The organism is Ralstonia edaphi (assembly GCF_958350185.1).
Classification (GTDB): domain Bacteria; phylum Pseudomonadota; class Gammaproteobacteria; order Burkholderiales; family Burkholderiaceae; genus Ralstonia; species Ralstonia edaphi.
On record NZ_CATWHI010000002.1, the window covers coordinates 1 to 24,169 of the forward strand.

A 24,169-nucleotide genomic window follows, 5' to 3' on the forward strand; every position below is an offset into this window, starting at 1 on the left:
TTCTTGGTTGCTGCTAGTCATAAACACAGTCGTATGCCTACCCGTTAGTTTAAGTGGGTGACTGTGTCCGGGGATTCAGGGGGCCGTTCCAGCGGGTGCGTGCCTTCTCACTAAGCGAAGCAACATCAACACTAGGCCAAGCCTCGAGGTCGCAATATTCGGAGGGGATGAGGCCTCGGCGCGATCCAGACCGGATATTCATGGTTGCCAGATTTCGCTGGTTAGACAGTAGGGTGCATGTTCGAGGTCGCAGCACAGAAGCCCCTCTGCAAACTGCATCGCGATAACGCCAAGCATGAGCGCGGGGTCTGTTCCCTCTATGCGGATGGCTTGCTGAACCGTCAGGCGGGCGCAGCCGTCCATCGTTCTCATCAGCGCTCCTAGCTCCCGCGCCAATGATTCGCCCTGTACACGATTTCGATCAGCGCACAAGGCCATCCAATTCATCAGCAAAAACTTGGATCGCCTAATTTGATCTTCCGTTTTTTGAACGATCTTGGCATCGCCTGCGCAGTCATCGGCGTGCCTTTTTTCGAAGTGCCATCGTTCCCAACGACCATCATAACGCTCTACCAATACCGTCTGACGATAAGGGCCCTTCCCGGGCTCGTCGGGAGGTTTTGATGGCAGGTAGTGTCGAATAGTTGGATCCCCCTCAGCGAGAATGCAGTGGGCGAAACAAAGCTGGCCATAAACCTGGAAGCGTTGTCGGTTGCGCGGCGAATCAAAGATATACAACGTACGCCGACCTCTATAGGAGGATTTCGCTGCATTTCTTGGTTTAACACGATTCCTTAAATTAGGCTGATTCACTTGTGCCATCGTTGTCTCGATGAATTTTGCAAACGAAGGCCCAGATCGCTAATTCTAGGCGCGAAATCGCCTTGACTTCGGCCGTGACATCAACCAAAATCAAATCGCAGATCGAGGGCTAACGGCACCAATCACCCGCTAGGTGAAGGTACGAGTACGTTGCGCTTACTTTTCGATAGGTTTTCTTCCGAAGCTTTTCACTCAGTCCATCCGGCGGCCGCACTGCAGTGCAACCGCTCGTTTTTCATTGGCCAGTCAAGCTCTTGCTCGGGCCAATCCTTCTTACACATAAGCACAAATCCCAATCAAGTAAAGTCTTGAGTCACGGGTTTTACAAAAAATACAAAGGCTCATATATTTTTTTGTTTCGGTTTCGATAAACCCATAGGAAATACCATTGTTGCAGGGGTTTTTTTTATTAATTGGGTGAAGCTGAACTTGAGTTGGACGGAGTCTGGCCGGCTAGTGCCCTAGTGCATTTGAAATTGCCTCCGTCGCGCAGCCCATCCGTGCTCTGCGACGAAAAAGTGCGCCAAAGTCTTTTTGTTTTGCGAATTTGTCATAGCACTTTTCTGTCCAAACGCGTTTGTCGCCCAACAATTACGTCCGGCATGTCATGGACGCAATGATGCGTTGGAGCCAAGCTGCCCCCCGAACAGGCGAGCTTTCAGAGCTAGGTGATTTAGGTTCGGCGACTCATCTCGCCATGTCACTCGGCCATCGCCGGCACCACCTCAACGCGTTTTGGCACGCCCGTCACGATGGTCGCGACGGCAATCGCCAGCACCACGGCGGCGCCAATGAACACGCCGGCCGCGCCGTTCGCGTCGAACACCACGCCGCCGGCTGCCGCACCGGTGGCAATCGCGAGCTGCACGGCGGCGACGATCAGGCCGCCGGCGCTTTCGGCCTCGTCGGGCACGGTGCGTGTCACCCATGTCGACCAGGCCACCGGCACGCCGCCAAACGCCATGCCCCACAGTGCGATCAGCACGGCGTCGATGACGGGCGCCCGGCCCAGCGCCACGAGTGCGATGCCGAGCACCACCATCAGCGCCGGCATTGCGATCAGCATTGGGCGCAGCCGGTGTTCCAGTACGCGGCCGGCCAACGACGTGCCGACGAAGTTGGCAATGCCGTAGCCCAGCAGGATTGCCGACAGCCCGTTCACGCCAACGCCCGCCACCTGCTCCAGGAACGGCCGCAGGTACGTGAAGAACGCAAAGTGCCCGGTGAACACGAGGATCGTCGCGAACATCCCGATGCCGACGCTCGGGCGGCGCAGCACGTCGATCAGCGTGCGCAGCCGCGTCGTGCCGCTCGGCGCCATCGATGGCAGTGTGGCGACTTGCGATACGAACGCCAGCACGCCGAGCGCAGCCGCAGCAAGGAACACATTGCGCCAGCCGATCAGGTGGCCGAAGTAGCTGCCGAGCGGCGCGGCGGCAATCGTGGCGACGGCCACGCCGCTGAAGATGATCGACAGCGCCCGCGGCACCAGCGCGGCGGGCACAAGGCGCATTGCAGTGGCGGTGGCCATGGTCCAGAAGCCGCCGAGCGCAATACCAAGCACCACGCGGCCGATCAGGATCGTTGTCAGGTTGGTCGCAAATGCAACCGCAAGATTGGATGCCACGAGCAGCACCGAAAACGCCAGCAGCACGCGCCGCCGGTCGATGGCGCGCGTGACGGCGGCGGTCAGCAAGCTGGTGACGAGGGCGACCGTTGCGGTGGCCGTGACGGCCTGCCCTGCCACGCCTTCGGTCACGCCGAGGCTTTCCGCCATGGGCGTCAGCAGGCTTGCAGGCAGGAATTCGGCCGTGACGAGCCCGAACACGCCCAGCGCCATCGCAAAGACGGCGCCCCAGGCAGGTTCATGCGAGGCCGCGACTGCGGCGGCCGTAGAGGTTCCGGGATTCATGCGTCGTTCCGTAGAAAGAGTCAGGGAAAGTACCAATAAGGCCGCATGGTAGGGCCCGTCAATCGGACGGTCTATGACATACAATCCGATCTTGTTGATCATTCGTCCGAATACTTGCGATGCCCACTCCCCTCCCCGACGTGCATGACCTTGTCAGCGAGCTGCTGCTGGGCATGCGGCTGAGCGGTGTCCAGTACCGCCGTATCCACGTGGCGCGGCCCTTCGGGCTGAGCTTTGGCGAGGCGCCGGGGCGTGCGCAATTTCACTTCGTTGGCCGCGGGCCCGTGCTGCTGCGCGATGCGTCGGGCGCAACGATGCGACTCGAAGCTGGCGATGCGGTGTTGCTGCCGCAGGGCACCCCGCATGCGCTGTTGTCCGATCCGGATGCGCCGTGCCGCGAGATCGCCGGCTTTGAAGCCGCGAAGATCTGCGACACGGTGGCGTCGGTCGGTGCCGGTACGGAAGCGGCCCCGGGCGATGCGCTCATTTTCAGCGCGTGCATGGAGCTGGACCTGGGCGGCATGCAGCCCCTTGTCGGCACGATGCCGGAGTTCATGCACGTCGGCACCCTGCTCGCGCGCTATCCGGAAATCCGCCCGATGCTCGACGCGATGGAGCGCGAATCCTGCTCCGAGCGCGCCGGTTTTGCCGGCATCCTCGCGCGGCTGGCGGACGTGGTGGCCGCCTTCATCGTGCGCGGCTGGGTGGAATGCGGCTGCGGCGACGCGACGGGTTGGGTGCAGGCCCTGCGCGAGCCAAAACTGGGCCGCGCGATCGTCGCCCTGCATCGTGACCCGGGCCGCAACTGGAGCGTCGCGGAGCTGGCGGCGCAAGCCGGCGTCTCGCGCTCGGTGTTTGCCGAGCGCTTCCTGGCGGCGACCGGGATGACGCCCGTGCGCTATCTGACCGAGCTGCGGATGCGGCTCGCCGCGCAATGGATCACGCGTGACCGCGAGGCGATCGAGGCCGTCGCGTATCGGCTCGGCTACGGGTCGCTCGCTGCGTTCAGCCGTGCGTTCAAGCGCGTGGTCGGGCGGCCACCTGGGGCCATGCGAGCAGAAGGCGCCGAACTTGACGCGTGATGTTCAGCGCTGGCGATAGTGCTGCGCCGCGTGCCGGATCTCCTTGCTGAATTCCGCGCACACATGCGTCATCAGGTCGGCCGAACGGTAGACCATGTAGACGTTGAAATCCGGCAGCTCATCTTCCATCGGCAAGGTTTCGAGCGAACCCGGCACCATGCGCAGCGGGCCGCCGCTGCCGCTGAAGACAAATTCCGACCACATGCTGACGACGTCCGTCTTCGTGGCGAGCTGCAGCCCCAGCAGATTCGACGCGCTTTGCACGATCCGGCGCGGGATGTCGAGACGATGCAGCCGCATCAGGCTGACCATCGGGCTGCCCGGATCCTCCAGCGGGTCGAGCACCAGCCAGTCGGCATCCAGCAGTGGACGCAGCCGGCGCACGCGGCGCAGCGGATGGCCGGGGCGCACCGCCAGGCGCATCGGCACCGAAAACAGCGGCTCCCACTGAAAACTGCCCGTGCCGGGGCCGCTGTTGCTGGAGATCAAACCGATATCGAGCCGCCCTTCTCGCAGCCCTTCCAGAATCTGCTGCGGACGCTGTTCGAAACCGCGTAGCGCGACGTTGGGAAACCGCTTGCGCAGCGCCGCCATCGCGTCCGGCAACGGCCCGCTCGACGCCACGGCGGTAAAGCCGATGTTGAGTTCCGCCTCCGCATGGCCGCGAATGGCTTCGATGTCTTCCAGCGCGTGACGCAGTTCCTGTTCGACGACACTCGCGCGCTTGACCAGCGCCATGCCATATGCGGTCAGGCTCACGCCGCGCACCGAACGCGACAGCAGCGTGACGCCAAGCTCCCTTTCCAGTTCCGCAATCGCCTTCGACAGCGCCGGCTGCGAGATGTGCAGCCCCCGAGACGCTTCGTGGATGCTGCCGTGCTGTGCCACGGCCAGCAGGATGCGCAATTGGTGCAGCTTCACGTCGCTCTCCCCATTTGTTGGGCGCCATGCCCGGCACTCGGCGTGTCACGCGACGTCGCCCCCAGGATTCGCGGGCTTTCCCCGATAGCGGATGCAGGCCGGTTATGACGGCGATTCTATTTGGTTATCGGGATGAATATTTACGATTTTTTCCGGACGGCGGCTTGGCGGAATACTGCAAGCGCCCAAGGGTTCGCAGAAGCCCTCTCGCCAATCCCCCGGATGGAGATCCACATGAATGACGCCACCCTGCAGACGCCGTTGCCCGCCTCGGTTGCTGCTGCGCCCAAGCCTGTCGGCCAGGCACGGTTGATCGCCGCATGCTCGATCGGCAATGCGCTGGAGATGTACGACTTCACGGTCTACAGCTTCTTCGCGCTGATGATCGGCAAGCTGTTCTTTCCGTCCGACAGCGCGTATGGCTCGCTGCTGCTGGCGGTGGCGACGTTCGGCATCGGCTTTGTGATGCGCCCGCTCGGCGGCTTCGTGATCGGCAACTATGCAGACCGCCACGGACGCAAGGCCGCGATGACGCTGACGATCGGGCTGATGGTCATCGGCACGCTGTGCCTGGCGGTTGCGCCGACGTACGCCACCGCAGGCCTGTTCGGCCCGCTGGTCATTCTGGCCGGGCGGTTGCTGCAGGGCTTTTCGCTGGGCGGCGAAATCGGTGCGTCGACCGCGATGCTGATGGAGTCCGGCGGCGTCCGCGGGCGCGGGTTTCGCGTGAGCTGGCAATTGGGCAGCCAGGGTATTGCGGCGCTGTGCGGCGCGCTGACTGCGGCCATTCTGTACGGCAGCCTGTCGCCGGAAGCGCTGCAGAGCTGGGGCTGGCGCGTGCCGTTCTTCCTCGGCTTGCTGATTGCGCCGGTGGGCCTCTACATCCGCTCGCACCTGGATGAAACGCACACCGCGGAAGCGCATGCGCCGAGCCCGCTCGGCACCTTGTTCCGCGACCACGGCGGGCTTGTCGTCAAAGGCGTGCTGACGATCATCGGCGGGACGGTCGGCACGTATCTGGTGATCTATTTCATGCCGACCTACATGATCCGCGAGCTGCATCTGCCGCCTTCGCTGTCGCTGCTCGCTGGTTGCGTGACAGGGCTGACGAGCTTTGGCGCGTCGCTCCTTTCCGGCTGGCTGGCCGATCGCCTGCCGCGCCGCAAGCCGCTGGTGGTGGGCGCAACGCTGGTCACTGTGGCGGCGCTGTATCCGGCCTTCTGGCTGATGACGCATTACCCGAGCGTACCGCTGGTGCTGGTGCTCTCGGCGCTGCTGACCGGCACGCTGTATCTGGGCACCACGCCGATGCTGCTCATGATGATGGAGCTGCTGCCCATCAAGGTGCGCGCCAGCGGCCTGTCGGTCATCTACGCGATCGGCGTCACGGTGTTTGGCGGTTCGTGCCAGTTTGTCGTGACGTGGCTGCTGGCCCGCACCGGCAATCCGCTCTCCCCTGCCTTCTACATGATGGCGTGCAGCGCCATCACGCTGCTGACCGTGCTGAGCCTGCGCGAAGCGCGCGACACCCGCTGACACCGGATTCCCGTCTCCAACGTCCAACCCGGAGCCCCGACATGACGAAAGCCCCCACGCTCACGCCGTTCCAACTGCTGCCGCATCTGCTGCCGCCCGTCCATATCGATGCAGAAACGTTCGTCAACATCCGCCGCCAGATCCACGCGCAGCCTGAACTCGGTTTCGAGGTGGGCGCCACCAGCACGTTGGTGGCCGATCTGCTCAAGAGTTGGGGGTACGAGGTCCACACCGGCATCGGCAAGAGCGGCGTGGTCGGGCAGCTGAAACTCGGCAATGGCATGCGCCGTCTCGGCATTCGCGCCGACATGGACGCCCTGCCCATCGTGGAAGCGACCGGCCTGCCCTACGCCAGCCGCAACCACGGCAAGATGCACGCGTGCGGCCACGACGGGCACACCGCCATCCTGCTCGCCGCGGCCAAGGCACTGGCCGAGACCCGCGATTTTGACGGCACGCTGAACCTCATCTTCCAGCCCGATGAAGAAAACCTGTGCGGCGCGCGTGCCATGATCGAAGACGGCCTCTTCGAGCGCTTCCCCTGTGATGCCGTTTATGCCTTGCACAACATGCCGGGCGTGCCGGCCGGCAGCTTCCGCGTGCTGCCGGGGCCGGTGAGCCTGTCTTCCGACGTGGCCGACGTCACCATCAAGGGCATGGGCGGACACGGCGCGATGCCGCATCGCGCGCGGGATCCGATTGCCGCATCGGCCGCCATCATCACCGCGTTGCAGACCGTGGTGGCACGCAACGTCGCGCCCGACGACACGGCGGTGGTGTCGGTCGGTTTCATTCGCGGCGGTGCAACGCACAACGTGATTCCCGAATCAGTGACGATCGGCCTGAATGTGCGGGCGGCGCGGCCGGAAACGCGTGCGCTGGTGGAAATGCGCATTCGCGAGATCGTCAGCCTCACTGCACAGGCCCATGGCGTCGAGGCGCAGATCGACTATCGTCAATTGACGCCGCCCATGGTCAACACCGAGGCCGAGACGCAACTGGCACAGCAGGTCTGTACCGAACTGGTGGGCGCGGCCAACGTCGTCACGCAGGCGCCCAAAGGGCTTAATGGCAGTGAAGACTTTGCCTGGATGCTCAATGAAGTGCCGGGCTGCTACCTGATCCTCGGCAATGGCGAAGGCGAATTCGGCGGCTGCATGGTGCACAACCCCGGCTACGACTTCAACGACCAGGTGTTGCCGTTGGGCGCCGCCGCCTGGGTGCGTCTGGCGCAGACGTACCTGACCGCGTGAAGTGAACTTCGAGTCAAGCCATGCAAGCGAATCCGAGCCACGCAGCAATAACTGCGGCCGCCAACGAAGAGATCGTGCAATGGAGCGCGATCGAACTGTCCCGGCGCATCCACGCGCGCGATGTGTCGTGCGTGGAAGTCATGGAAGCGTTCCTTGCGCAGATCGATCGTCATAACCCGACGGTGAACGCGGTCGTGGCCCGCATCGATGCCGAATCGGCCATCGACCAGGCACGCGAGCGCGATGTGCTGCTCTCGCAGGGCTTATCCGGCGGCTGGATGCATGGCTTTCCGCAGGCGCCCAAGGACCTTGCGGCCACCGCAGGCATGGTGACGGCGATGGGCAGTCTCGCCATGGCGCGCAATGTGCCGACGCATGACAGCATCGTCGTCGAGCGCATTCGCCGGCAGGGCACCGTGCTGATCGGCAAGACCAATACGCCGGAGTTCGGGCTCGGCTCGCATACCTACAACCGCGTGTACGGCACGACGCGCAACGCCTGGAACCCCGAGCGCTCGGCCGGCGGCAGCAGCGGTGGCACGGCCGCCGCGCTGGCGCTGAACATGCTGCCCGTGGCCGACGGCAGCGACATGATGGGCTCGCTGCGCAACCCCGCGGCCTGGAACAACATCTATGGCCTGCGCCCGAGCCTCGGTCGCGTGCCGTACGGCCCCACCGGCGACGTGTTCTTCCAGCAACTCGGCACCGAAGGCCCGATGGCGCGCAATCCGCACGACCTCGCCTGGTTGCTCGCCACGCAGGCCGGCTACGACCCGCGTGCGCCGCTGTCGCTGAGCGACGATCCGGCGTGCTTCATGCAGCCGCTGCACCGTGACTTCCGGCAGGCCCGCATTGGCTGGCTGGGCGATTTCGGGGGCTACCTTGCCATCGACGCCGAAGTGCTGGCCGTCAACGAGCATGCGCTCGACACGTTCGACACGCTGGGCTGCCATGTCGAAACCGTACGGCCTTTCTTCGCCATGGATGCGCTATGGGAATGCTGGTGCACGCTGCGCGCGCTGAGCGTGTCCGGCAACCTCGGCCTGCTGTACGCCAACGCCGCCACGCGCGATTTGCTCAAGCCCGAAGCGATCTGGGAAATCGAGCACGGACGCAGCCGCACCGCCATCGACATCAACCGTGCCATCGCCACGCGTGCAAGCTGGTACCAGGCGCTGCTGCGGCAGTTTGCGCACTACGATTTCCTTGTCCTGCCCTGCACGCAGGTGGCGCCCTTCCCTGCCGAAGAACACTGGCCCAAGACCGTCGCGGGCCGCGCGATGGACACGTATCACCGCTGGATGGAAGTCGTGATTGGCGCCACGCTGGCGGGCGTGCCGGCCGCGAGCCTGCCGTCCGGCTTGACCGCCGATGGCTTGCCGCTCGGCCTGCAGGTGATTGCGCCGCCCCGGTCGGAATTTGCCTTGCTGCAGCTTGCAGCCGCGTGGCACGAAGCGTTTGCGCCGGCGCGTGCAGCCTCGCCGCTATTGAGCTGAGCGATGCAGACGCGCCGCGGTTTCCCGACACGCGCATAGCCAGTCCCACACCGCGCGCACGGCAGCGTCTTCAAGCCGCGCAGATGGCGCCACGGCCCAGAAGGCATAGCGCTGAATGACCGGCGCTGCAAAAGGCTGGACGAGCGTGCCCGCCTCCAGCGCATCGCGCACCAGCGGCAGGTTCGCCAGGATCACGCCCTGCCCGGCCATTGCCGCCGACATGGCATGCCCATCGTCGGACAGCACGATGCCCGCGTCCGTCTTCAGCGTGTGCTCGATACCCGCCGCGCGCGCCCACATCGGCCAGCCGATCGCTTGCGGCAGCGTGCGCTGCCATTCGGAATGGATAAGTGGCACGCGCGTCAGATCGTCGTGCGACTGCACTTTCAGGCCCGGGTGGCAGACGGGCGCATAGGCGTCGCCAAAGAGCCGTTCGGTGACGAGCCCATTCCCCATGGCCGGCGTATCGCCATACCGCACCGCAACGTCTGCGCTGCCGCCATGCAAATCGACCACGGTGTCGGACGCATGAATGCGCAGATCCACCTCCGGATGCTGCGTCGCAAATTCACCCAGCCGCGGCACCAGCCAGCGCGCCGCAAGCCCCATCGGCGCCGTGAGCGTCACGCGCTGACGCCCCGGCTGCGCTTGCGTGCCGCGAATGGCCTCGATGGCCTGCGCAAACGCGTCAAAGCCGGTATTGAGCACGGGGTACAGCTGCTCGCCGGCAGCCGACAGGCGCAGCGCGCGCACGTGGCGCTCGAACAGCACCACGCCGAGCGCATCTTCCAGGCGGCGAATCTGATGGCTGACGGCCGTGGGCGTGACCGACAGCTCGTCGGCAGCGCGCTTCATGCTGAGGTGGCGCGCGGTGGCTTCAAAGGCCCGCAGCGCGCTCAGAGGTGGCAGTTTTCGCATGCGCGGGATTGTGTCATGGGCGCATTTCCCGCGTGGGCGGCATGGATGAATCCATGTCAGCCATCGCGCGCAAAACATGTCGTTTGTCGCGGTGCAGCGCGGTTCGTAGAGTGGGCACACCTCCACTCATCAACGATTCAACATGACTCGTCTGCTACATCTCGATTCCAGCGCCCGGCCGGGCAGCTCCGAGACTTCGCGCCATGGCTCGCACACGCGCCGGCTCTCCGCGCGCTTCGTGCAGCACTGGCTTGAGCATGAGCCCGACGCGCAGGTCGTCTATCGCGACATCGGCGCTGAACCACCCGCCCCCGTGGATGGCCGCTGGGTCCATGCCGCGTTCACGCCGCCCGCGCAGCGCGAACCGTGGATGCACGACCGCCTTGCGCAAAGCGATGCACTGATCGACGAACTGCTGGCCGCCGACGTGATCGTGGCCGGCGTGCCGATGTACAACTTCGGCATGCCCGCGCAGTTCAAGGCGTACATCGACAACATCGTGCGCGTGGGCCGCACGTTCGGCTTCGACCGCAGCCGCACAGGCGACCCCTACTGGCCGCTGCTGGCCGGCATGAACAAGCGCCTCGTCATCCTCAGCGCGCGGGGCGATTTCGGTTACGGCCCTGGCCAGCGCATTGCGCACCTGAACCACGTCGAGGCCGGCGTCGCCACGGCATTCGGCTACATCGGCATCACCGAAGTGGCATCCGTCGCTATCGAATACGACGAGTTTGCCGACGAGCGCTTACGCGCATCCATCGCATCGGCGGAAAACGACGTCGATGCACTGGTTGCGCGGATGGCCGCCGCCGAGGAAGCGGCTTAGTCGATCAGCCGCCCGTCCGGCTCGAAGAACGGATGCGGGCCATCGAATTGCCCCACGTAGGCGAGGTGGCTCACCAGACCCTGCCCCGCCACCCATGCGTGCACCTTGTAGGCGGGCGGCTCCATGACGAAGCCGGGCGCCGCGTCCGGGTCGAGATCCAGCGCCACCTGATGCGCCGGCGACGGGCAAGTCGACGCCACCGTCCCAGCAAACCGCACGTCAATGGAGCGATGCAGATGGCCGCAGATGATGCGCTCGACGTTGCCGGCGGCACGCACGATCTGCGCGAAAGCCGGGATGTCTTCGGGGGCGAGCGATTGCACGTCCATGTGGCCGATGCCCGTGGCAAATGGCGGGTGGTGCATGGCGATGACGGTCGGGCGCTGCGTTTCTCGCGCCAGCGCTTCGGCCAGCCAATCCAGGCGCTGCACGCCCAGGCGGCCGCCCGGATGGCCGGTGTCCAGCGTGTCGATCGCGATCAGGCGAACGTCGCCAATGTCGGTCCAGTATTGGAAAGCGCGCGTGTCTTGCGCATTGGCCGGAATGGGCGCGAGCCAATCGGCAAAGGCTTCGCGGGCGGCGTCACGGCCATCGTGGTTGCCCAGCACCGGCAGCATGCGGACACCAGCCGCATCGAGCGGCGCCAGCAGCGCGCGCAGGTGCGTATATTCCTCGGGCGCGCCGGCGTCGACCAGGTCGCCGGTCAGGACGATGGCGTCCGGTTTCTCCGGCTGCGCGAGGATATGCGCCACGCAGCGCGCCAAATACGCCGCCGAATCCACGCGCCGATAAGCCAGTCGCCCCGGACGTTTGATATGAAGATCAGTCAGTTGCAGAAAGTGCATCGGCATCAGGCTTTCAAGGTCAGGAGGCGGTCTGCCGGGATATCGAAGCCGACCGCATGGCCGGGCGCAAAGTGCTGGCGGCCGGGCACATCGATAAACAGCGGCGTGCTCGAAACACCCGCCACGCGCACGCGGGTGCGAAAGCCCAGAAACACCGCCGACTCGACCGTGCCCTTCAGCGCCGCCTGTGCCGGGTCGGCCAGCACGGCATCTTCGGGGCGGAAGAAGATGGCATTGCCGTCGCCGGCCGGCACGGGTACGCGGCCGCCCGCGCAGACGAATGCGCCGTCCTCGCGCGCGCCGTCGAGCCGGTTCATGATGCCGATGAAATCCGCTACGTGCCGGTTGGCCGGCTGAAAGTAGATCTCGCGCGGGGTGCCGATCTGCGCAATGCGGCCGGCTTCCATGACGACGATGCGATCGGCCAGCGCCATCGCCTCTTCCTGATCGTGCGTCACGTAAATCGTCGTGATGCCGAGACCGCGCAGCAGGCGGTCCATCTCGGCGCGCACGGATTCACGCAGCTTGGCGTCGAGGGCCGTGAGCGGTTCGTCGAGCAGCAGCACGCGCGGTTCGGGCGCCAGCGCGCGCGCCAGGGCCACGCGTTGGCGCTGCCCACCCGAAAGCTGAGCCACACCGCGGTCTGCGTATGGCGTGAGGTGCATCATCTCCAGCAGCGTGTTTGCCCGGGCGCTGATCTGCGTGTCGGACAAACCGTTCTGCCGACGCTGGATGCGCAGGCCGTATTCCACGTTGCCGCGCACGCTCAGGTTGGGGAACAGCGCGTAGTTCTGGAACACCATGCCGACGCGGCGGCGCTCGATCGGGCGTGCCGTGACGTCTTCGTCACCAAAGTGCACGGTGCCGCCGGCATCCGGCGCTTCCAGCCCCGCGACGATGCGCAGCGTGGTGGTCTTGCCGCAGCCCGAGGGGCCGAGCAGCACGACGGTTTCGCCTGCCGCGATGTCGAGGTCCATCGACTCCAGCACGCGCTGGCCGCCGAAGTGTTTTCCGCAGCCACGCAGCCGGATCGGCACGGGGGCGAGATGTAGAGGTTCGGTACTCATCGGGAAGCCTTTCCGTTATTCACCCGCAGGCCGCCAAAGCGCTGCATCAGCACCAGCAGCGGCACGATCATGACGAAGAAGATCAGCGTGTAGGCGCTGGCGATTTCCAGGCGCATCGACGCATAGGTATCGGCCAGGCCGACCGGCAGGGTCTTGGTTTCGGGCGTGTGCAGCATCCAGGTGAGGTTGAACTCGCCCACCGAGAGCGTCACCACCGTCAGCGCGCCGGCCAGGATGCCGGGCTGCACGTTGGGCAGCACAATCGTGCGAAAACGCTGCCAGAACGACGCGCCCAGGCTGGCGGCGCCCTCTTCCAGCGTCTTCAGGTTCTGGCCTGCCGCCACGGCGGCCACCGAGCGCACCATGAACGGCAGCGTAAAGATCACATGCCCGACGACGATGAACCAGAGGCTCTCGCGAAAGCCGCCAAAACCGCCGTAGGCCACGATCAAGCCCAGCGCCGTCGCCAGGCCGGGCAGCGCCACGGGCAGCGTCAGGAATTCTTCGATCAGGCGGCTTGCTCGGCTCTGACGCCGCGCCAGTACATAGCCCGCCGGCACGCCGGCCGCGAGCACGATCACCAGCGTGCACAGCGCCACCAGCAGCGACATCCAGATCGACGCGTGATACATGTCCCACACCTGGGCGACCCAATCCAGCGTCCAACCGCTCTTGAAACCGCGGATGTAGTTGCGCGTCAGGCCCACGGCCATCGACAGCACAACCGGCACGATCAGGAACAGGCACAGCAGCAGCGTGATACCCCACTGGGCAATAGACAAAGCGCGCTTCATGCTGCCGCCTCGCCAAGGTTGTCGTTCATCGCTCTACATTGGTGTCGGCGGCCGGCAGCATTCGCGGACGCGCGCATCCCCGCTGCGCGGGGCCCCTGCTTGCTGCTCATGCTGCCGCCCCCGTCGGGCTACCGCTCGCAGTACGCGCAATTGCCAGCACCAGCCAGGTCACCACGCCCAGCACCACCGACAGCGCCGCCGCCATCGCAATGCCGGCGTTGAGCGTGAACTCGGTATAGATCGTCATCGGCAAGACATCGATGTCAGTGGCGAGCGTGAAGGCGGTGCCGAATGCGCCCATCGACGTGGCAAAGCAGATGGCGCCGGAGGCGATCAGCGCAGGCGCCAGCCCCGGCACCAGCACATCGCGCGTCACCTGCCACGACGATGCGCCCAGCGAGCGCGCCGCCTCTTCCAGTGAACGATCGAGTTTTTCCGCCGCCGCCATCACCGTCAGCACCACGCGCGGGATCGAGAAATACAGGTAGCCGAGAAACAGCCCGCCAATGGAATAGGCGAAGACCCATTTCTCGCCGACGAGCTTGTGTGTGACGTCGCCCAGCAGGCCTTGGCGCCCGGCCAGCAGGATCACCATGAAGCCGACTACCACCCCGGGAAACGCCAGCGGAAACGTCAGCATGGCGGTAATCATCCGCTTGCCCGGCACGTTGTGACGCACCAGAAACAGCCCGGCGATGGTCGAGAGGATGAGCGTGGCCAGCGTGACTGCCGCCGACAGCACCACCGTCGAAAACAGGCTGCCCAGATAGCGCGACGTGGTGAGCGCCGTCGTGTACGTGGCGACCAGCCCTTCGCTGCCGCTCACACGCAGCAACGCCGCCATGGGCAGCAGCCAGAACGCGCAGAACAGCGCGACGGCCGGTGCCAGCAACGCCACCCGCCACCGAGCGGGCAACACCGCATCGTCGGGCAAGGTGGTTCGGGTGACGGTGCTCATGCTCAGCGGACCTCGTTCAGGTAGCGCGTGCCAAACGCCTGCTGGCCGGCTGCCATCTTGTTGAAGTCGACCGTCTTGGCGCGGGCGTATTCGCTGGCCGGCAGGAAGCGCGAGGCGGCCTCCTTGCTCATGGCGTTGGCGCGCACGGGGCGCAGGTAGGCGTTGGCCCACAGCGTCTGGCCTTCGTCGGACAGCACGAAATCCAGCACCTTCTTGGCGTTGTCGGCGTGCGGCGCACCGGCGGTCAGGCTCATCACGTACGGCACGGCAATGGTGCCTTCCTGCGGAATCACGAATTCCACGTTCGCGTGGTCCTTGTACTTGGCGCGGTAGGCGTTGAAGTCGTAGTCGAGCAGGATGGGGATCTCGCCGGCCACGACGCGCGCGTAGGCGGTCTGCTTCGGCACGATCGGCGCGTTCTTCTTCAACTGCTTGAACCATTCGATGGCGGGGCTGAAGTTGTCGAGTGTGCCGCCCAGCGCCTGGTTGACCGCCACGGCCCCCACGTAGCCGACGAAGGCGCTGCTCGGGTCAAGGTAGCCGACCATGCCCTTGTATTCGGGCTTGAGCAGGTCCTTCCAGGAGCGCGGCACGGGCTTGCCTTCCAGCGCGTCCTTGTTGACGAAGAAGCCTAGCGTGCCGGAGTGGATCGAGAAGAACGCGCCGTCCGGGTCCTTCATGCCGGCCGGAATGTCTTCCCAGTGCTTGGGCTTGTAGTTGGCGACCAGGCCCTTTTCCTTGGCCTGATACGCGGACGTGATGCCGAGGTAGGCCACGTCAGCCACGGGGTGCGACTTCTCGGCCAGCATCTGCGCGATGGCCTGGCCGGAGTTCTTGTTGTCGAACGGCACGGTAATGCCGGTCTTGTCCTTGATGGCCTTGATCTGGCTGGCCCAGTCGGCCCATTCGGGCGGGCAGTTGTAGCAGATGGCGACTTGCTGGCCGGCCGGCTGTGCCTGCACCGGCGCAGCCACGGCAAATGCGCCGGCAGCCACGAGGCCGCACGCGCGCAGCCATTGAACGAGACGTTTCATCGAGACGCTCCTTGCGTATCAGACGTGAGGGAAGAAACAACGGAGAGAGACGCTTCCGCCGGCGCACGGGCCAGCGTGCCGCCCGCCAGCAAGCGGTGCGGCAACGTAATCGAGGGCACCACCTCGCCGGTGATGCGGCGGGCCAGGGCCGTGGCCGCGTCGGCGCCGATCCGGCGGTGTGGCTGGGCCACGGTGGCCAGCGTCGGCGAAAGCCACTGCCCCATCGCGAGGCCATCGAAGCCGACCACGCTCACGTCTTCAGGCACGCGCAGACCCATCTCGCGCAGCGACCGGATGGTAAGCAAGGCAAGGCGGTCGTTGCTGCAGAAAATGGCGGTCGGGCGCGGCGGCGCCAGCAGGCGGGCCAGCTCGGCCGGCAGCATGGCGTCGGCATTGAAATCAATTTCGACGGGCGGCTGCGGTGCAATGCCGGCCGCTTCCAGCGCTTCTCGGTAGCCGTCGTGGCGCAGCGCCGCACGGTCCGACGCCGCCAGCGTGCCCGTCAGCATGCGGATCTGGCGATGACCCTGCGCGAGCAGCGCGCGAATGGCGTCGCGTGCGGCGGCGCGGTTGTCGACGGTCACGCAGCAGCGGGCGGGAATGCGCGCCTGGCCGACGGTGTCGTTGTAGACCAGCACATACGGCACATGCTCAGTGTCCAGGCGATCGAGATGCGGGTTGGCAGCGGCATCGCCCACGGTCAGGATCAGGCCGTCGACCCGCTGCTCGAGCATAGTTTCGATGGCGCGGGCTTCACGCTCGCGGTCGTAGGCGGTGGTCATGAGCATCACGCGCTGCCCTGTAATGGATGCGGCTTCCTCGATGCCCTGCATGCATTCGGCAAACACCGGGTTGGCCAGCGACGGCAGCACCACGCCCAGCAGGCCGGTGCGCTCGGCGCGCAGTTGGCGGCCGAGCGCATTCGGGCGATAGTGCAGCGCGTCCATGGCTGCCTGCACCCGGGCCAGCGTCGAGGCACTCACCCGCTCCGGCGTGTTGACTGCCCGCGACACCGTGGCAATCGAAATGCCGGCGTGCGTCGCCACGTCCTTGATGCTGCTGCCCACTGCGCGCCCCTTGGAATTTGTAAACGTTTACATCCTAGGCGGCCGCAGTGACTGTTTCATGACAATCGATGCTGCACTGCAGTCATCGCCGCAACGCAGCATCGCCAACGCCGGGCATGGCAAAGTTACAAAGCTCGCATATGCTTCTTACGAAAATGCGCAACCGACGTGCGCCAATGCGCCCGCAACGGCATGGCCCAGTTGCTGCTGTGCTGTTCTCGCTGCCTGCTCTGGAGACCCCATGCGCGTATCGCCCGTTCTTGATGTGCCGACCACCGCCCTGCCCGCGCTGATGCAGCACTACGGCGTGGTGCGAACGCAATCGCTGGCTCTGGCTGCGCCGCTGTCCGACGCCGACGCCACCGTTCAGTCCATGGACGACGCCAGCCCCGCCAAATGGCATCTCGCCCATACGACGTGGTTCTTTGAAGAATTCATCCTCAGCCCCAACGTGCCGGGCTATCGCTCGCCCGATGCGCGCTACCGGTACCTGTTCAATTCGTACTACGAAACGGTTGGTGCGCGGCATCCGCGCCCGCGCCGGGGCATGCTCACACGCCCCACTCTCGACGAGGTGCGCGCCTATCGCGCCCATGTCGATGCGGCCATGCAGCGCTTGCTGGCCGGCGGCGTATCGGACGATCTTGCCCGCCTGGTGACCCTCGGCCTGCACCACGAGCAGCAGCACCAAGAGTTGCTGCTGACCGATCTTCTCCACCTGTTTGCGCAGAACCCGCTGTGCCCGGCCTATGCCGAAGCGCCCGCAGCACGCGTGCATGCGGCCCCGGCGCAACCGGGTTGGGTCAGTTTCCAGGGCGGTGCCGTGCAGATCGGCAAAACCGAGACAGGAGCCGACACCGATTTCATGTTCGACTGCGAAGGCCCGCGCCACACCGTCTGGCTGGAGCCCTATGCGTTGGCCACGCACCCTGTCACCAACCGTGAATGGCTCGCCTTCATGCAGGACGGCGGCTATCGGCAGCCAACGCTGTGGCTGTCCGACGGCTGGGCGTGGGTGCAGCGCGAAGCCATTGATGCCCCGCTCTACTGGCGCGCCGGCATGGACGAGGCCGAGGGCTGGCAGCAGATGTCGCTGCAGGGCCTGCAGCCGGTGGATCTGGACGCGCCGGTCACGCACATCAGCTTTTACGAGGCCGATGCCTACGCCCGCTGGGCCGGCGCCCGCTTGCCGACGGAAGCCGAATGGGAGCACGCCGCCGAGGGCCTGCCCGTGCAAGGCAACTTCGCCGGCCGGGGCGCGCTACGTCCGCTGCCTGACCACGGCATCGCCGAGGCCGGCAGCCTGCGTCAATTGTTCGGTGATGTGTGGGAATGGACTGCCAGCCCTTATGGCCCCTATCCGGGCTTCGAGCCGGCCGAAGGCGCCGTGGGCGAATACAACGGCAAGTTCATGTGCAGCCAGATGGTGCTGCGCGGCGGATCGTGCGTGTCGCCCGAGGGGCATCTGCGGGCGACGTATCGCAACTTCTTCTATCCGCACCAACGGTGGCAGTTCACTGGAGTGCGGCTGGCGCGGCGGGCGTGACGCGCATCACGCCCGGCACCGGCGCTGACGACGTGCCGGGCCGTTCGGGCTGCGTCTAGCGGTTGCTGTCAAACAGCATGTTGGTCGGCGTGCCGATCGTATCCTGCCCGGCCGGGCTAGGCGCCGCCGCATCGCGCTTGGCGGGCGGCATCGGCGTCGGCACATCCGGCGCTGCAGGCTTGGCAGGCTGCGAGACTGCGGCCGCAGGCGCCGGTGCTGCAGCGGGCTTGCCGGATTGCTCCGCCAGCTTGCGCCGGCGCGATTCCAGCCCCGCAGCAATCTCATCCTGGTGATACCGCTTGGCGAAGTCGATCACGTCCATCTTCTGCTGGTTGCGCAGGTTCATGTCGGCGCCCTCGTCCAGCAGCAGCTTGACGGTCGTGATGTGCCCGCCCATGGCCGCCATCATCAGCGGCGTGGTCGCGTTGGGGCTTTCGGCATCGATATAGGCCGCGTGGTCGAGCAGGTATTTGACGATGTCGTCATAGCCGTTGGTGGCGGCGTAATGCAGCGCGGTCCAGCCGGTCTTGTTGACCTCCACGTCGTACGTTTCCACCATCAGCTTCACCATGGGCAGCAGGCCCTGGTAGGCAGCCATCATCAACGCGTTTTCGCCTGCGGCATTGGTGCGCTCGAAATCGATGTTCTTGGCGCGGATCAGCGCCTCGGCCACCTCGATGTTCTTCTCCTTGAGCGCATCCACCAGCAGCGGTGTGCCATCGCGGGTCTTCAGGTTCGGGTCGACGCCCTGCGCGACATATTTCTGCACCAGCGCCGGACGGTTGTATTCGACGGCGTTGCGCAGATCGTCCTGCGGCGTGGCGAGTGCGACACCCGACAACGCCATCGTCAACACACCAGCGAGGGCGATTTTGTTCATTGCTTGCTTCAAGTTATCGCGGTATCGCATTGAATAGATTGAAGAAATTCTCGGTGGTAACGCCGGCAATCCGCTCCAGCGGTTCGCCGCGCAGCGTTGCCAGGAATTCGCCCACGTGGCGCACGTACGCCGGCTCGTTCGTCTTGCCGCGGAACGGCACCGGCGCCAGGTACGGCGAGTCGGTCTCGATCAGCATGCGGTCCAGCGGCACCTTCTTGGCGGTTTCCTGCAGGTCTACGGCATTCTTGAACGTCACGATGCCCGAGAACGAGATATAGAAACCCAGGTCCAGCGCGGCCTTGGCCACGTCCCAGGTCTCTGTAAAGCAATGCATGACGCCGCGAGCAGCCTCGGCGCCTTCCTCGCGCATGATCGCCAGCGTGTCGTCGGCCGACGAGCGCGTGTGGATCACCAGCGGCTTGCCGGTCTGCTTCGACGCGCGAATATGCGTGCGAAAGCGATCGCGCTGCCACTCCATGTCGGCCACGGTGCGATCGCCCAGGCGGTAGTAATCGAGCCCGGTTTCACCGATGCCGACCACGCGCGGATGATCGGCCAGCGTCAGCAGACGCTCGAGCGTGGGCTCTTCAATGGACCGGCCTTCTTCAACGTCCGCCTCGGCATCGGGATGGACGCCCACGGTGGCGTACACGTTCGGCTCCTGCTCGGCGATCTCGAGCACGCTCGGGAAGTCTTCCAGCGTGACGGAAATGCACAGCGCGTGGGTGACGCGGTTCTCGCGCATGCGCGTCAGCAGTTCAGGCAGGCGCGCGCGCAAGTCGGGGAAATTGATGTGGCAGTGGGAATCGACAAACATCGAATAATCAGAAAGTTACGGCGCAAACTTCGTGCGCCGTATCAGGTAAAAATCAGAGGGTTTGTGTGGGCCGCTGCGAGTTGATCTGCTTGCCCAGCACTTCTTCGATCACACGGCGCAGCACGCGGCACTGCTCGTCTTCACCGAAATGCACTCCGATGCCCGGCGTCTTGGCCGGCGTGCCTACGGGCGTGATCCAGGCCACCTTGCCGGCCACCTGATACTTCTGTGGGCGGTCCAGCAGCGAGAGCACGAGGAAGACTTCCTCGCCGATCCGGTAAGGGCGCTGCGTCGGCACGAAGATGCCGCCGTTCTTGAGGAACGGCATATACGCGGCATGCAGGCCGGCTTCATCCTTGATGGCCAGCGAGACGATGCCCGGACGGGTCGGCGCGCCCGAGGCCGTGCCGGCTGCAGCGGGTGTGCCAGGGGTGACGGGAGTGCCGGGCGTACGAAGAGGTGCAGTGCTCACAAGGGTGTCCACAAAGTGCAAACGTTCAGGTGCAGGTTCGGATTCAGGCAACGGGAAACAGCTGCCGGTAATCCATCAACAGGCTTTCAATGACTAGCCGCGCGGCAAGCGGATGCTGCTCGGTGCGGCGCCGCTCCGGCAAGGCACGCGCAAAACGTTCCAGGCGATCGAGCGGGATGGCATTTGCGCAACGTTGCAGCGCATCGCGTTGCCCCGGGAAATAACGCGGACGCCCCGCCAGTCTTGCCGCCATCAGGTCAAAGACCCATCGGTGCATGGTACTGAGAACGGCCGGCACCGACAATTTCTGTAAATGATCCGCCGTGGCGAGCGCGTCCAGCTTTGCGCCCTGCCCAAGCTGTTCGAGCAGGAACTGCAGCAGCGGGCGGTCTTCGGATTCGGCGGCGGCCAGCGCGGCCAGCGGCGCATTGCCGAACTCGGCCAGCAGGTTTTGCGCGTGCGGCACGCCTTGCTGCTCCAGCCACTGGCGCGCCGCCTCGGGCTGGGGCGGCTGCAGCGGAAACTGCCTGCAGCGCGACAGGATGGTCGGCAGGATGCGGTCGATACGGCCCGTCACCAGCAGGAAGACGGTGTTCTGCGGCGGCTCTTCGAGCGTCTTGAGCAGCGCGTTGGCGCCTTCGGTCTGCAACGCGTCGAGCGGATACAGCACGACCACCCGCAACCCGGCGCGGTGCGTGCCGACCCCCACCCCTTCGATGAGGTTGCGGACCTGCTCCATGCGGATGATCTTGCTCGGCGCCTTCTTCTTGCCGTCGGCGTCCTTCTCTGTCTCGGGCGCGTCTTCCATTGCTTCAGGACGCACGAGATGGAAATCCGGATGGTTGCCCTGCGCAAACCAGTTGCACGCGGCGCACGTGCCGCACGGCTGGCCGTCGGCCGCCGGCGTATCGCACAGCAGGCTTTGCGCGAAATGCATGGCGAAATCGCGCTTGCCGGTACCAGCCTGGCCGTTGAGCAGAATCGCATGCGGTAACTTGGCCCGCATTGCTTGCAGACGAGACCAGTCAGCGGATTGCCAGGGATAAAGCATCATGAATCAATGGGTTACGTTAGATTGTTGATGCAGAGACTCGCCGTGAAACCATTATTTCCGTATCCGAAATTGCCTGCAGAATCAGAGCGTTGCAAGCACATTCTCTAAGTCTTTCTGGATATCGGTGCGCTCGCGGTTGGCGTTGAGCACGACAAAGCGATCCGGCTCCGCCGCTGCGCGGCGCAGGTATTCGGCACGCGTGCGGAGGAAAAACTGCGCGGACTCAGCTTCGAACTTGTCTGGCGTACGGGCATCGGCCAGGCGTGCAGCGGCAATTTCGGGTGCCAAGTCGAAGAGGATGGTCTTGGTCGGCTGCAGACCCTGCTGCACCCAGTGCTCCAGCACCTCCAGCCGGTCGATCGCCAAGCCCCTGCCCCCGCCCTGATAGGCGAACGTGGCATCGGTGAAGCGGTCGGAGATGACCCAATCGCCGGCGTCCAGGGCCGGTTGAATCACTTCGGCGATGTGCTCGCGGCGGCCGGCAAACATCAGCAGCGCTTCCGTTTCCAGGTGCATGCGTTCGTGCAGCAGCACTTCGCGCAGCCGCTCGCCTAGCGGCGTGCCGCCCGGCTCGCGGGTGACGACCACTTTTTTGCCCAGGGGCGCGAGCTTCGCCTGCAGTTGCTGTGCAAACCACGCGAGGTGCGTGCTCTTGCCTGCCCCGTCGATCCCTTCGAATGTGATGAACTTGCCGGTCATGGTTGGCCGCGCTGATATTTGTTGACGGCCCGGTTGTGGTCCGTCAGGTTGGTCGAAAACTGGCTGCTGCCGTCGCCGCGCGCCACGAAATACAGCGCGTCCGACGGTGCCGGGTTCAGCGCCGCCTGCAGCGACGCCATGCCCGGCAGCGCGATCGGCGTGGGCGGCAGGCCGGTCCGCGTGTAGGTGTTGTACGGCGTGTCCGTCTGCAGGTCGCGCTTGCGCAAATTGCCGTCAAAGCCGGCACCGAGGCCGTAGATGACCGTCGGGTCGGTCTGCAGCAGCATGTTCTTGCGCAGCCGGTTGACGAACACGGCGGCGATCATCGGGCGCTCCAGCTTCTGGCCGGTCTCCTTTTCGATGATCGAAGCCATGGTCAGCGCCTCGTACGGCGTCTTGTATGGCAGATCCTGCGAGCGCTTGGCCCAGGCATCGTTCAGGCGCTTCTGCATGGCCTGGTAGGCGTGGCGATACAGCTCCACATCGCTGCTGCCGCGCGCAAAGAGGTAGGTGTCGGGAAAGAACAGGCCTTCGGGGTTGGCCTCCGGCGCGCCGATCTTGCGCATCAGGTCCGCATCCGACATGCCCGCCGTGTCGTGCTTGAGCGCAGGCTCGGCGTCGACCACCGCCCGCATCTGCCGCATCGACCAGCCCTCGATGACGGTGACCACGTAGTGCGTGACGTCGCCGCGCGCCATCTTGTCCAGGATGGACAGGGGCGTCGCGCCCGTTTCCAGCGCATAGCCGCCGGCTTTCAGGCTCTTGGCGTTGCCGGTGGCGCGCGCCAGCAGTGAAAACAACTGCGGCTGCACGCCCACGCCGGCATTGGCCAGTTGCTTGCCGACCGAGATCACGCTCGAGTTCGGTTTGATCACCACCTCCAGCGGCGACGCCGCCAGGCTCACCGGTTGCTGGGCCCACCACACCACGCCGCCTGCCGCTGCCAGCACAATCAGGATGGCCAGCAGGACCAGGCGCTTGAGAAAAGAGAGCATTCTGTTGCGAATCTGTGTGAGGAACCGGCCGACACCGGCGATTTCCGCACTCTTGAAATGGATAGACAGGGCACAAGCTGCCCTTCAGACAGCCCAATATAATACCGGGTCAATCTCAGGCAGCCCCGCACCATGAACGATGTCTTCCACGATTTTGTCGATACGCTGAGCTTTCCCCCGCTCGACGTGCAATTTGACGCCGCGACGCGCGGCAGCGTGCTCTGCGCGCCGACCGATCTGGCGCGCATCGCCGTCGAAGGCGCCGATGCCGCCGAGTTTCTCCATAACCAGCTGACCAACGCCGTCACGGGCCTGGGCCTGAATCAGGCGCGCCTGGCGGGCTACTGCTCGCCCAAGGGTCGGCTGCTGGCCACGCTGCTGGTGTGGCGCCAGGCCGATACGTTCGTGCTGCAGACCGACAAGGCCATCGCGCCGGCACTGACCAAGCGCCTGTCGATGTTCGTGCTGCGCGCCAAGGCCAAGCTGCGCCCGATGGACGAGTTCATCGCCATCGGCGTCGCCGGGCCGGACGCGGCGGACGCGCTGCGTGAGGCCGGTGCCGTGTTGCCGGAGCCGGATACGGTCAACGCGGTGGCGCAGCAGCCTGCCACGGTCGGCCAGCAATTCGGCGCGGTCGTCCGCCTGCCGGATGCCGGCGGCCGCCCCCGCTATCAATGGATGGTGCATGCCGAGCATTTCCAGGACGCCTGGAAGACGCTGTCGTCGCGACTGTCGCTGGTCGGCACCGAGGTGTGGGATTGGCTGAGCCTGCAAGCAGGTGTGCCGCACATCACCCTGCGGACCCAGGAGCAGTTCGTCCCGCAGATGGTGAACCTGGAGCTGCTCGGCGGCGTCGATTTCCGCAAGGGGTGCTACCCCGGGCAGGAAGTCGTGGCGCGCAGCCAGTATCGCGGCACACTCAAGCGGCGCATGCAGCGCGCGCACGTCAATGCCCCCACGTCGGCCGGCGCCGAGGTCTACAGCGCAGCCGATCCGAACCAACCGTGCGGCATGGTGGTCAATGCAGCCATGGCGCCTGATGGCGGGACCGACCTGCTCGTCGAGTTGAAGCTGGACGCGCTCGACACCGCGATCCATCTCGCCACGCCGGACGGCCCGGCGCTGACGTTGCAAGCGCTGCCGTACGTCATTCCCGTTTCAGAAAACGCCTGATA

Annotated in this window: 23 protein-coding genes; 7 read left to right on the top strand and 16 right to left on the bottom strand. The window is 65.2% G+C overall.

Going from position 1 to position 24,169, the window contains the following annotated elements:
• Positions 1-198: 198 nt before the first annotated feature.
• Both R2669_RS05170 and R2669_RS05175 read right to left on the bottom strand, forming a co-directional pair.
• Positions 199-822, bottom strand: a complete 624-nt coding sequence (locus R2669_RS05170) for a hypothetical protein (protein WP_316899089.1) — start codon at positions 820-822, stop codon at positions 199-201.
• 700 nt (positions 823-1,522) lie between these two features.
• On the bottom strand, positions 1,523-2,734 hold the full coding sequence (locus tag R2669_RS05175; RefSeq protein ID WP_316899091.1) for an MFS transporter: 1,212 nt from the start codon (positions 2,732-2,734) through the stop codon (positions 1,523-1,525).
• Between the two features lie 119 nt (positions 2,735-2,853).
• On the opposite strand from R2669_RS05175, the gene R2669_RS05180 reads away from it, so the two are divergent.
• Entirely contained in the window at positions 2,854-3,816 is a 963-nt protein-coding gene (locus R2669_RS05180; RefSeq protein WP_206272113.1) for a cupin domain-containing protein, read from the top strand.
• Between the two features lie 3 nt (positions 3,817-3,819).
• Here R2669_RS05180 and R2669_RS05185 read toward each other — a convergent pair whose 3' ends face one another.
• The gene (locus R2669_RS05185) at positions 3,820-4,737 is read right to left on the bottom strand and encodes a LysR family transcriptional regulator (RefSeq protein WP_316899093.1); all 918 of its coding nucleotides are present in this window, start codon (positions 4,735-4,737) and stop codon (positions 3,820-3,822) included.
• Positions 4,738-4,971: 234 nt separating this feature from the next.
• Between R2669_RS05185 and R2669_RS05190 the strand changes: the two genes are divergently transcribed.
• Genes R2669_RS05190 through R2669_RS05200 form a run of 3 tightly spaced genes read left to right on the top strand, consistent with a single transcriptional unit; the run spans position 4,972 to position 9,022 of the window.
• Entirely contained in the window at positions 4,972-6,273 is a 1,302-nt protein-coding gene (locus R2669_RS05190) for an MFS transporter (protein ID WP_316887836.1), read from the top strand.
• Positions 6,274-6,314: 41 nt separating this feature from the next.
• On the top strand, positions 6,315-7,526 hold the full coding sequence (locus tag R2669_RS05195; RefSeq protein WP_316899094.1) for a M20 aminoacylase family protein: 1,212 nt from the start codon (positions 6,315-6,317) through the stop codon (positions 7,524-7,526).
• Positions 7,527-7,546: 20 nt separating this feature from the next.
• Positions 7,547-9,022, top strand: coding sequence for an amidase (locus R2669_RS05200; protein WP_316899096.1), 1,476 nt, complete (start codon positions 7,547-7,549; stop codon positions 9,020-9,022).
• Here R2669_RS05200 and R2669_RS05205 read toward each other — a convergent pair.
• The gene (locus R2669_RS05205) at positions 9,011-9,940 is read right to left on the bottom strand and encodes a LysR substrate-binding domain-containing protein (protein WP_316899098.1); all 930 of its coding nucleotides are present in this window, start codon (positions 9,938-9,940) and stop codon (positions 9,011-9,013) included. The two genes, R2669_RS05200 and R2669_RS05205, sit on opposite strands and share 12 nt — an antisense overlap.
• A 142-nt stretch (positions 9,941-10,082) precedes the next feature.
• Between R2669_RS05205 and R2669_RS05210 the strand changes: the two genes are divergently transcribed.
• Positions 10,083-10,766 carry an FMN-dependent NADH-azoreductase gene (locus tag R2669_RS05210; RefSeq protein WP_316899099.1) on the top strand — a complete coding sequence of 228 codons (684 nt, stop codon included), beginning with the start codon at positions 10,083-10,085 and terminating at the stop codon, positions 10,764-10,766.
• On the opposite strand, the gene R2669_RS05215 is transcribed toward R2669_RS05210, so the two are convergent.
• The 6 genes from R2669_RS05215 to R2669_RS05240 all read right to left on the bottom strand — a co-directional run bounded on the left by R2669_RS05215 (position 10,763) and on the right by R2669_RS05240 (position 16,531).
• On the bottom strand, positions 10,763-11,611 hold the full coding sequence (locus R2669_RS05215; protein ID WP_316899955.1) for a phosphodiesterase: 849 nt from the start codon (positions 11,609-11,611) through the stop codon (positions 10,763-10,765). The two genes, R2669_RS05210 and R2669_RS05215, sit on opposite strands and share 4 nt — an antisense overlap.
• A 5-nt stretch (positions 11,612-11,616) precedes the next feature.
• The gene (locus R2669_RS05220; RefSeq protein WP_316899100.1) at positions 11,617-12,678 is read right to left on the bottom strand and encodes an ABC transporter ATP-binding protein; all 1,062 of its coding nucleotides are present in this window, start codon (positions 12,676-12,678) and stop codon (positions 11,617-11,619) included.
• Positions 12,675-13,472 carry an ABC transporter permease gene (locus R2669_RS05225; protein WP_316899102.1) on the bottom strand — a complete coding sequence of 266 codons (798 nt, stop codon included), beginning with the start codon at positions 13,470-13,472 and terminating at the stop codon, positions 12,675-12,677. Before R2669_RS05225 ends, R2669_RS05220 begins: the two co-directional genes overlap by 4 nt.
• A gap of 106 nt (positions 13,473-13,578) precedes the next feature.
• Entirely contained in the window at positions 13,579-14,430 is an 852-nt protein-coding gene (locus R2669_RS05230; protein ID WP_102067224.1) for an ABC transporter permease, read from the bottom strand.
• A 2-nt stretch (positions 14,431-14,432) separates the two neighbouring features.
• On the bottom strand, positions 14,433-15,464 hold the full coding sequence (locus R2669_RS05235; RefSeq protein ID WP_316865685.1) for an ABC transporter substrate-binding protein: 1,032 nt from the start codon (positions 15,462-15,464) through the stop codon (positions 14,433-14,435).
• Positions 15,461-16,531: a LacI family DNA-binding transcriptional regulator gene (locus R2669_RS05240; RefSeq protein ID WP_316899104.1), complete on the bottom strand. Its 1,071-nt coding sequence runs from the start codon at positions 16,529-16,531 to the stop codon at positions 15,461-15,463. Before R2669_RS05240 ends, R2669_RS05235 begins: the two co-directional genes overlap by 4 nt.
• Positions 16,532-16,772: 241 nt before the next feature.
• Between R2669_RS05240 and egtB the strand changes: the two genes are divergently transcribed.
• The gene (gene egtB, locus R2669_RS05245) at positions 16,773-18,077 is read left to right on the top strand and encodes an ergothioneine biosynthesis protein EgtB (RefSeq protein WP_316899106.1); all 1,305 of its coding nucleotides are present in this window, start codon (positions 16,773-16,775) and stop codon (positions 18,075-18,077) included.
• Between the two features lie 55 nt (positions 18,078-18,132).
• Here egtB and R2669_RS05250 read toward each other — a convergent pair whose 3' ends face one another.
• The 6 genes from R2669_RS05250 to mltG all read right to left on the bottom strand — a co-directional run bounded on the left by R2669_RS05250 (position 18,133) and on the right by mltG (position 22,994).
• Positions 18,133-18,987, bottom strand: coding sequence for an ankyrin repeat domain-containing protein (locus R2669_RS05250; RefSeq protein WP_316899108.1), 855 nt, complete (start codon positions 18,985-18,987; stop codon positions 18,133-18,135).
• Entirely contained in the window at positions 18,971-19,774 is an 804-nt protein-coding gene (locus R2669_RS05255) for a TatD family hydrolase (protein ID WP_316885835.1), read from the bottom strand. Before R2669_RS05255 ends, R2669_RS05250 begins: the two co-directional genes overlap by 17 nt.
• 52 nt (positions 19,775-19,826) lie before the next feature.
• Positions 19,827-20,246 (bottom strand): PilZ domain-containing protein, encoded by a 420-nt coding sequence (locus R2669_RS05260; RefSeq protein WP_316887849.1) that lies wholly within the window; start codon positions 20,244-20,246, stop codon positions 19,827-19,829.
• A gap of 43 nt (positions 20,247-20,289) precedes the next feature.
• Positions 20,290-21,300 carry a DNA polymerase III subunit delta' gene (locus tag R2669_RS05265; RefSeq protein ID WP_316899109.1) on the bottom strand — a complete coding sequence of 337 codons (1,011 nt, stop codon included), beginning with the start codon at positions 21,298-21,300 and terminating at the stop codon, positions 20,290-20,292.
• 81 nt (positions 21,301-21,381) lie between these two features.
• A complete protein-coding gene (gene tmk, locus R2669_RS05270) occupies positions 21,382-21,999 on the bottom strand; it encodes a dTMP kinase (protein WP_147214125.1) in 618 nt (205 codons plus the stop codon).
• Positions 21,996-22,994: an endolytic transglycosylase MltG gene (mltG, locus tag R2669_RS05275; protein ID WP_316899112.1), complete on the bottom strand. Its 999-nt coding sequence runs from the start codon at positions 22,992-22,994 to the stop codon at positions 21,996-21,998. The genes tmk and mltG overlap by 4 nt, the downstream gene beginning before the upstream one ends.
• 132 nt (positions 22,995-23,126) lie before the next feature.
• Here mltG and ygfZ point away from each other — a divergent pair, with 132 nt between their 5' ends.
• Complete coding sequence (gene ygfZ, locus R2669_RS05280) at positions 23,127-24,167, top strand: CAF17-like 4Fe-4S cluster assembly/insertion protein YgfZ (protein WP_316899114.1); 1,041 nt, start codon at positions 23,127-23,129, stop codon at positions 24,165-24,167.
• The last annotated feature ends 2 nt before the right edge of the window (positions 24,168-24,169 follow it).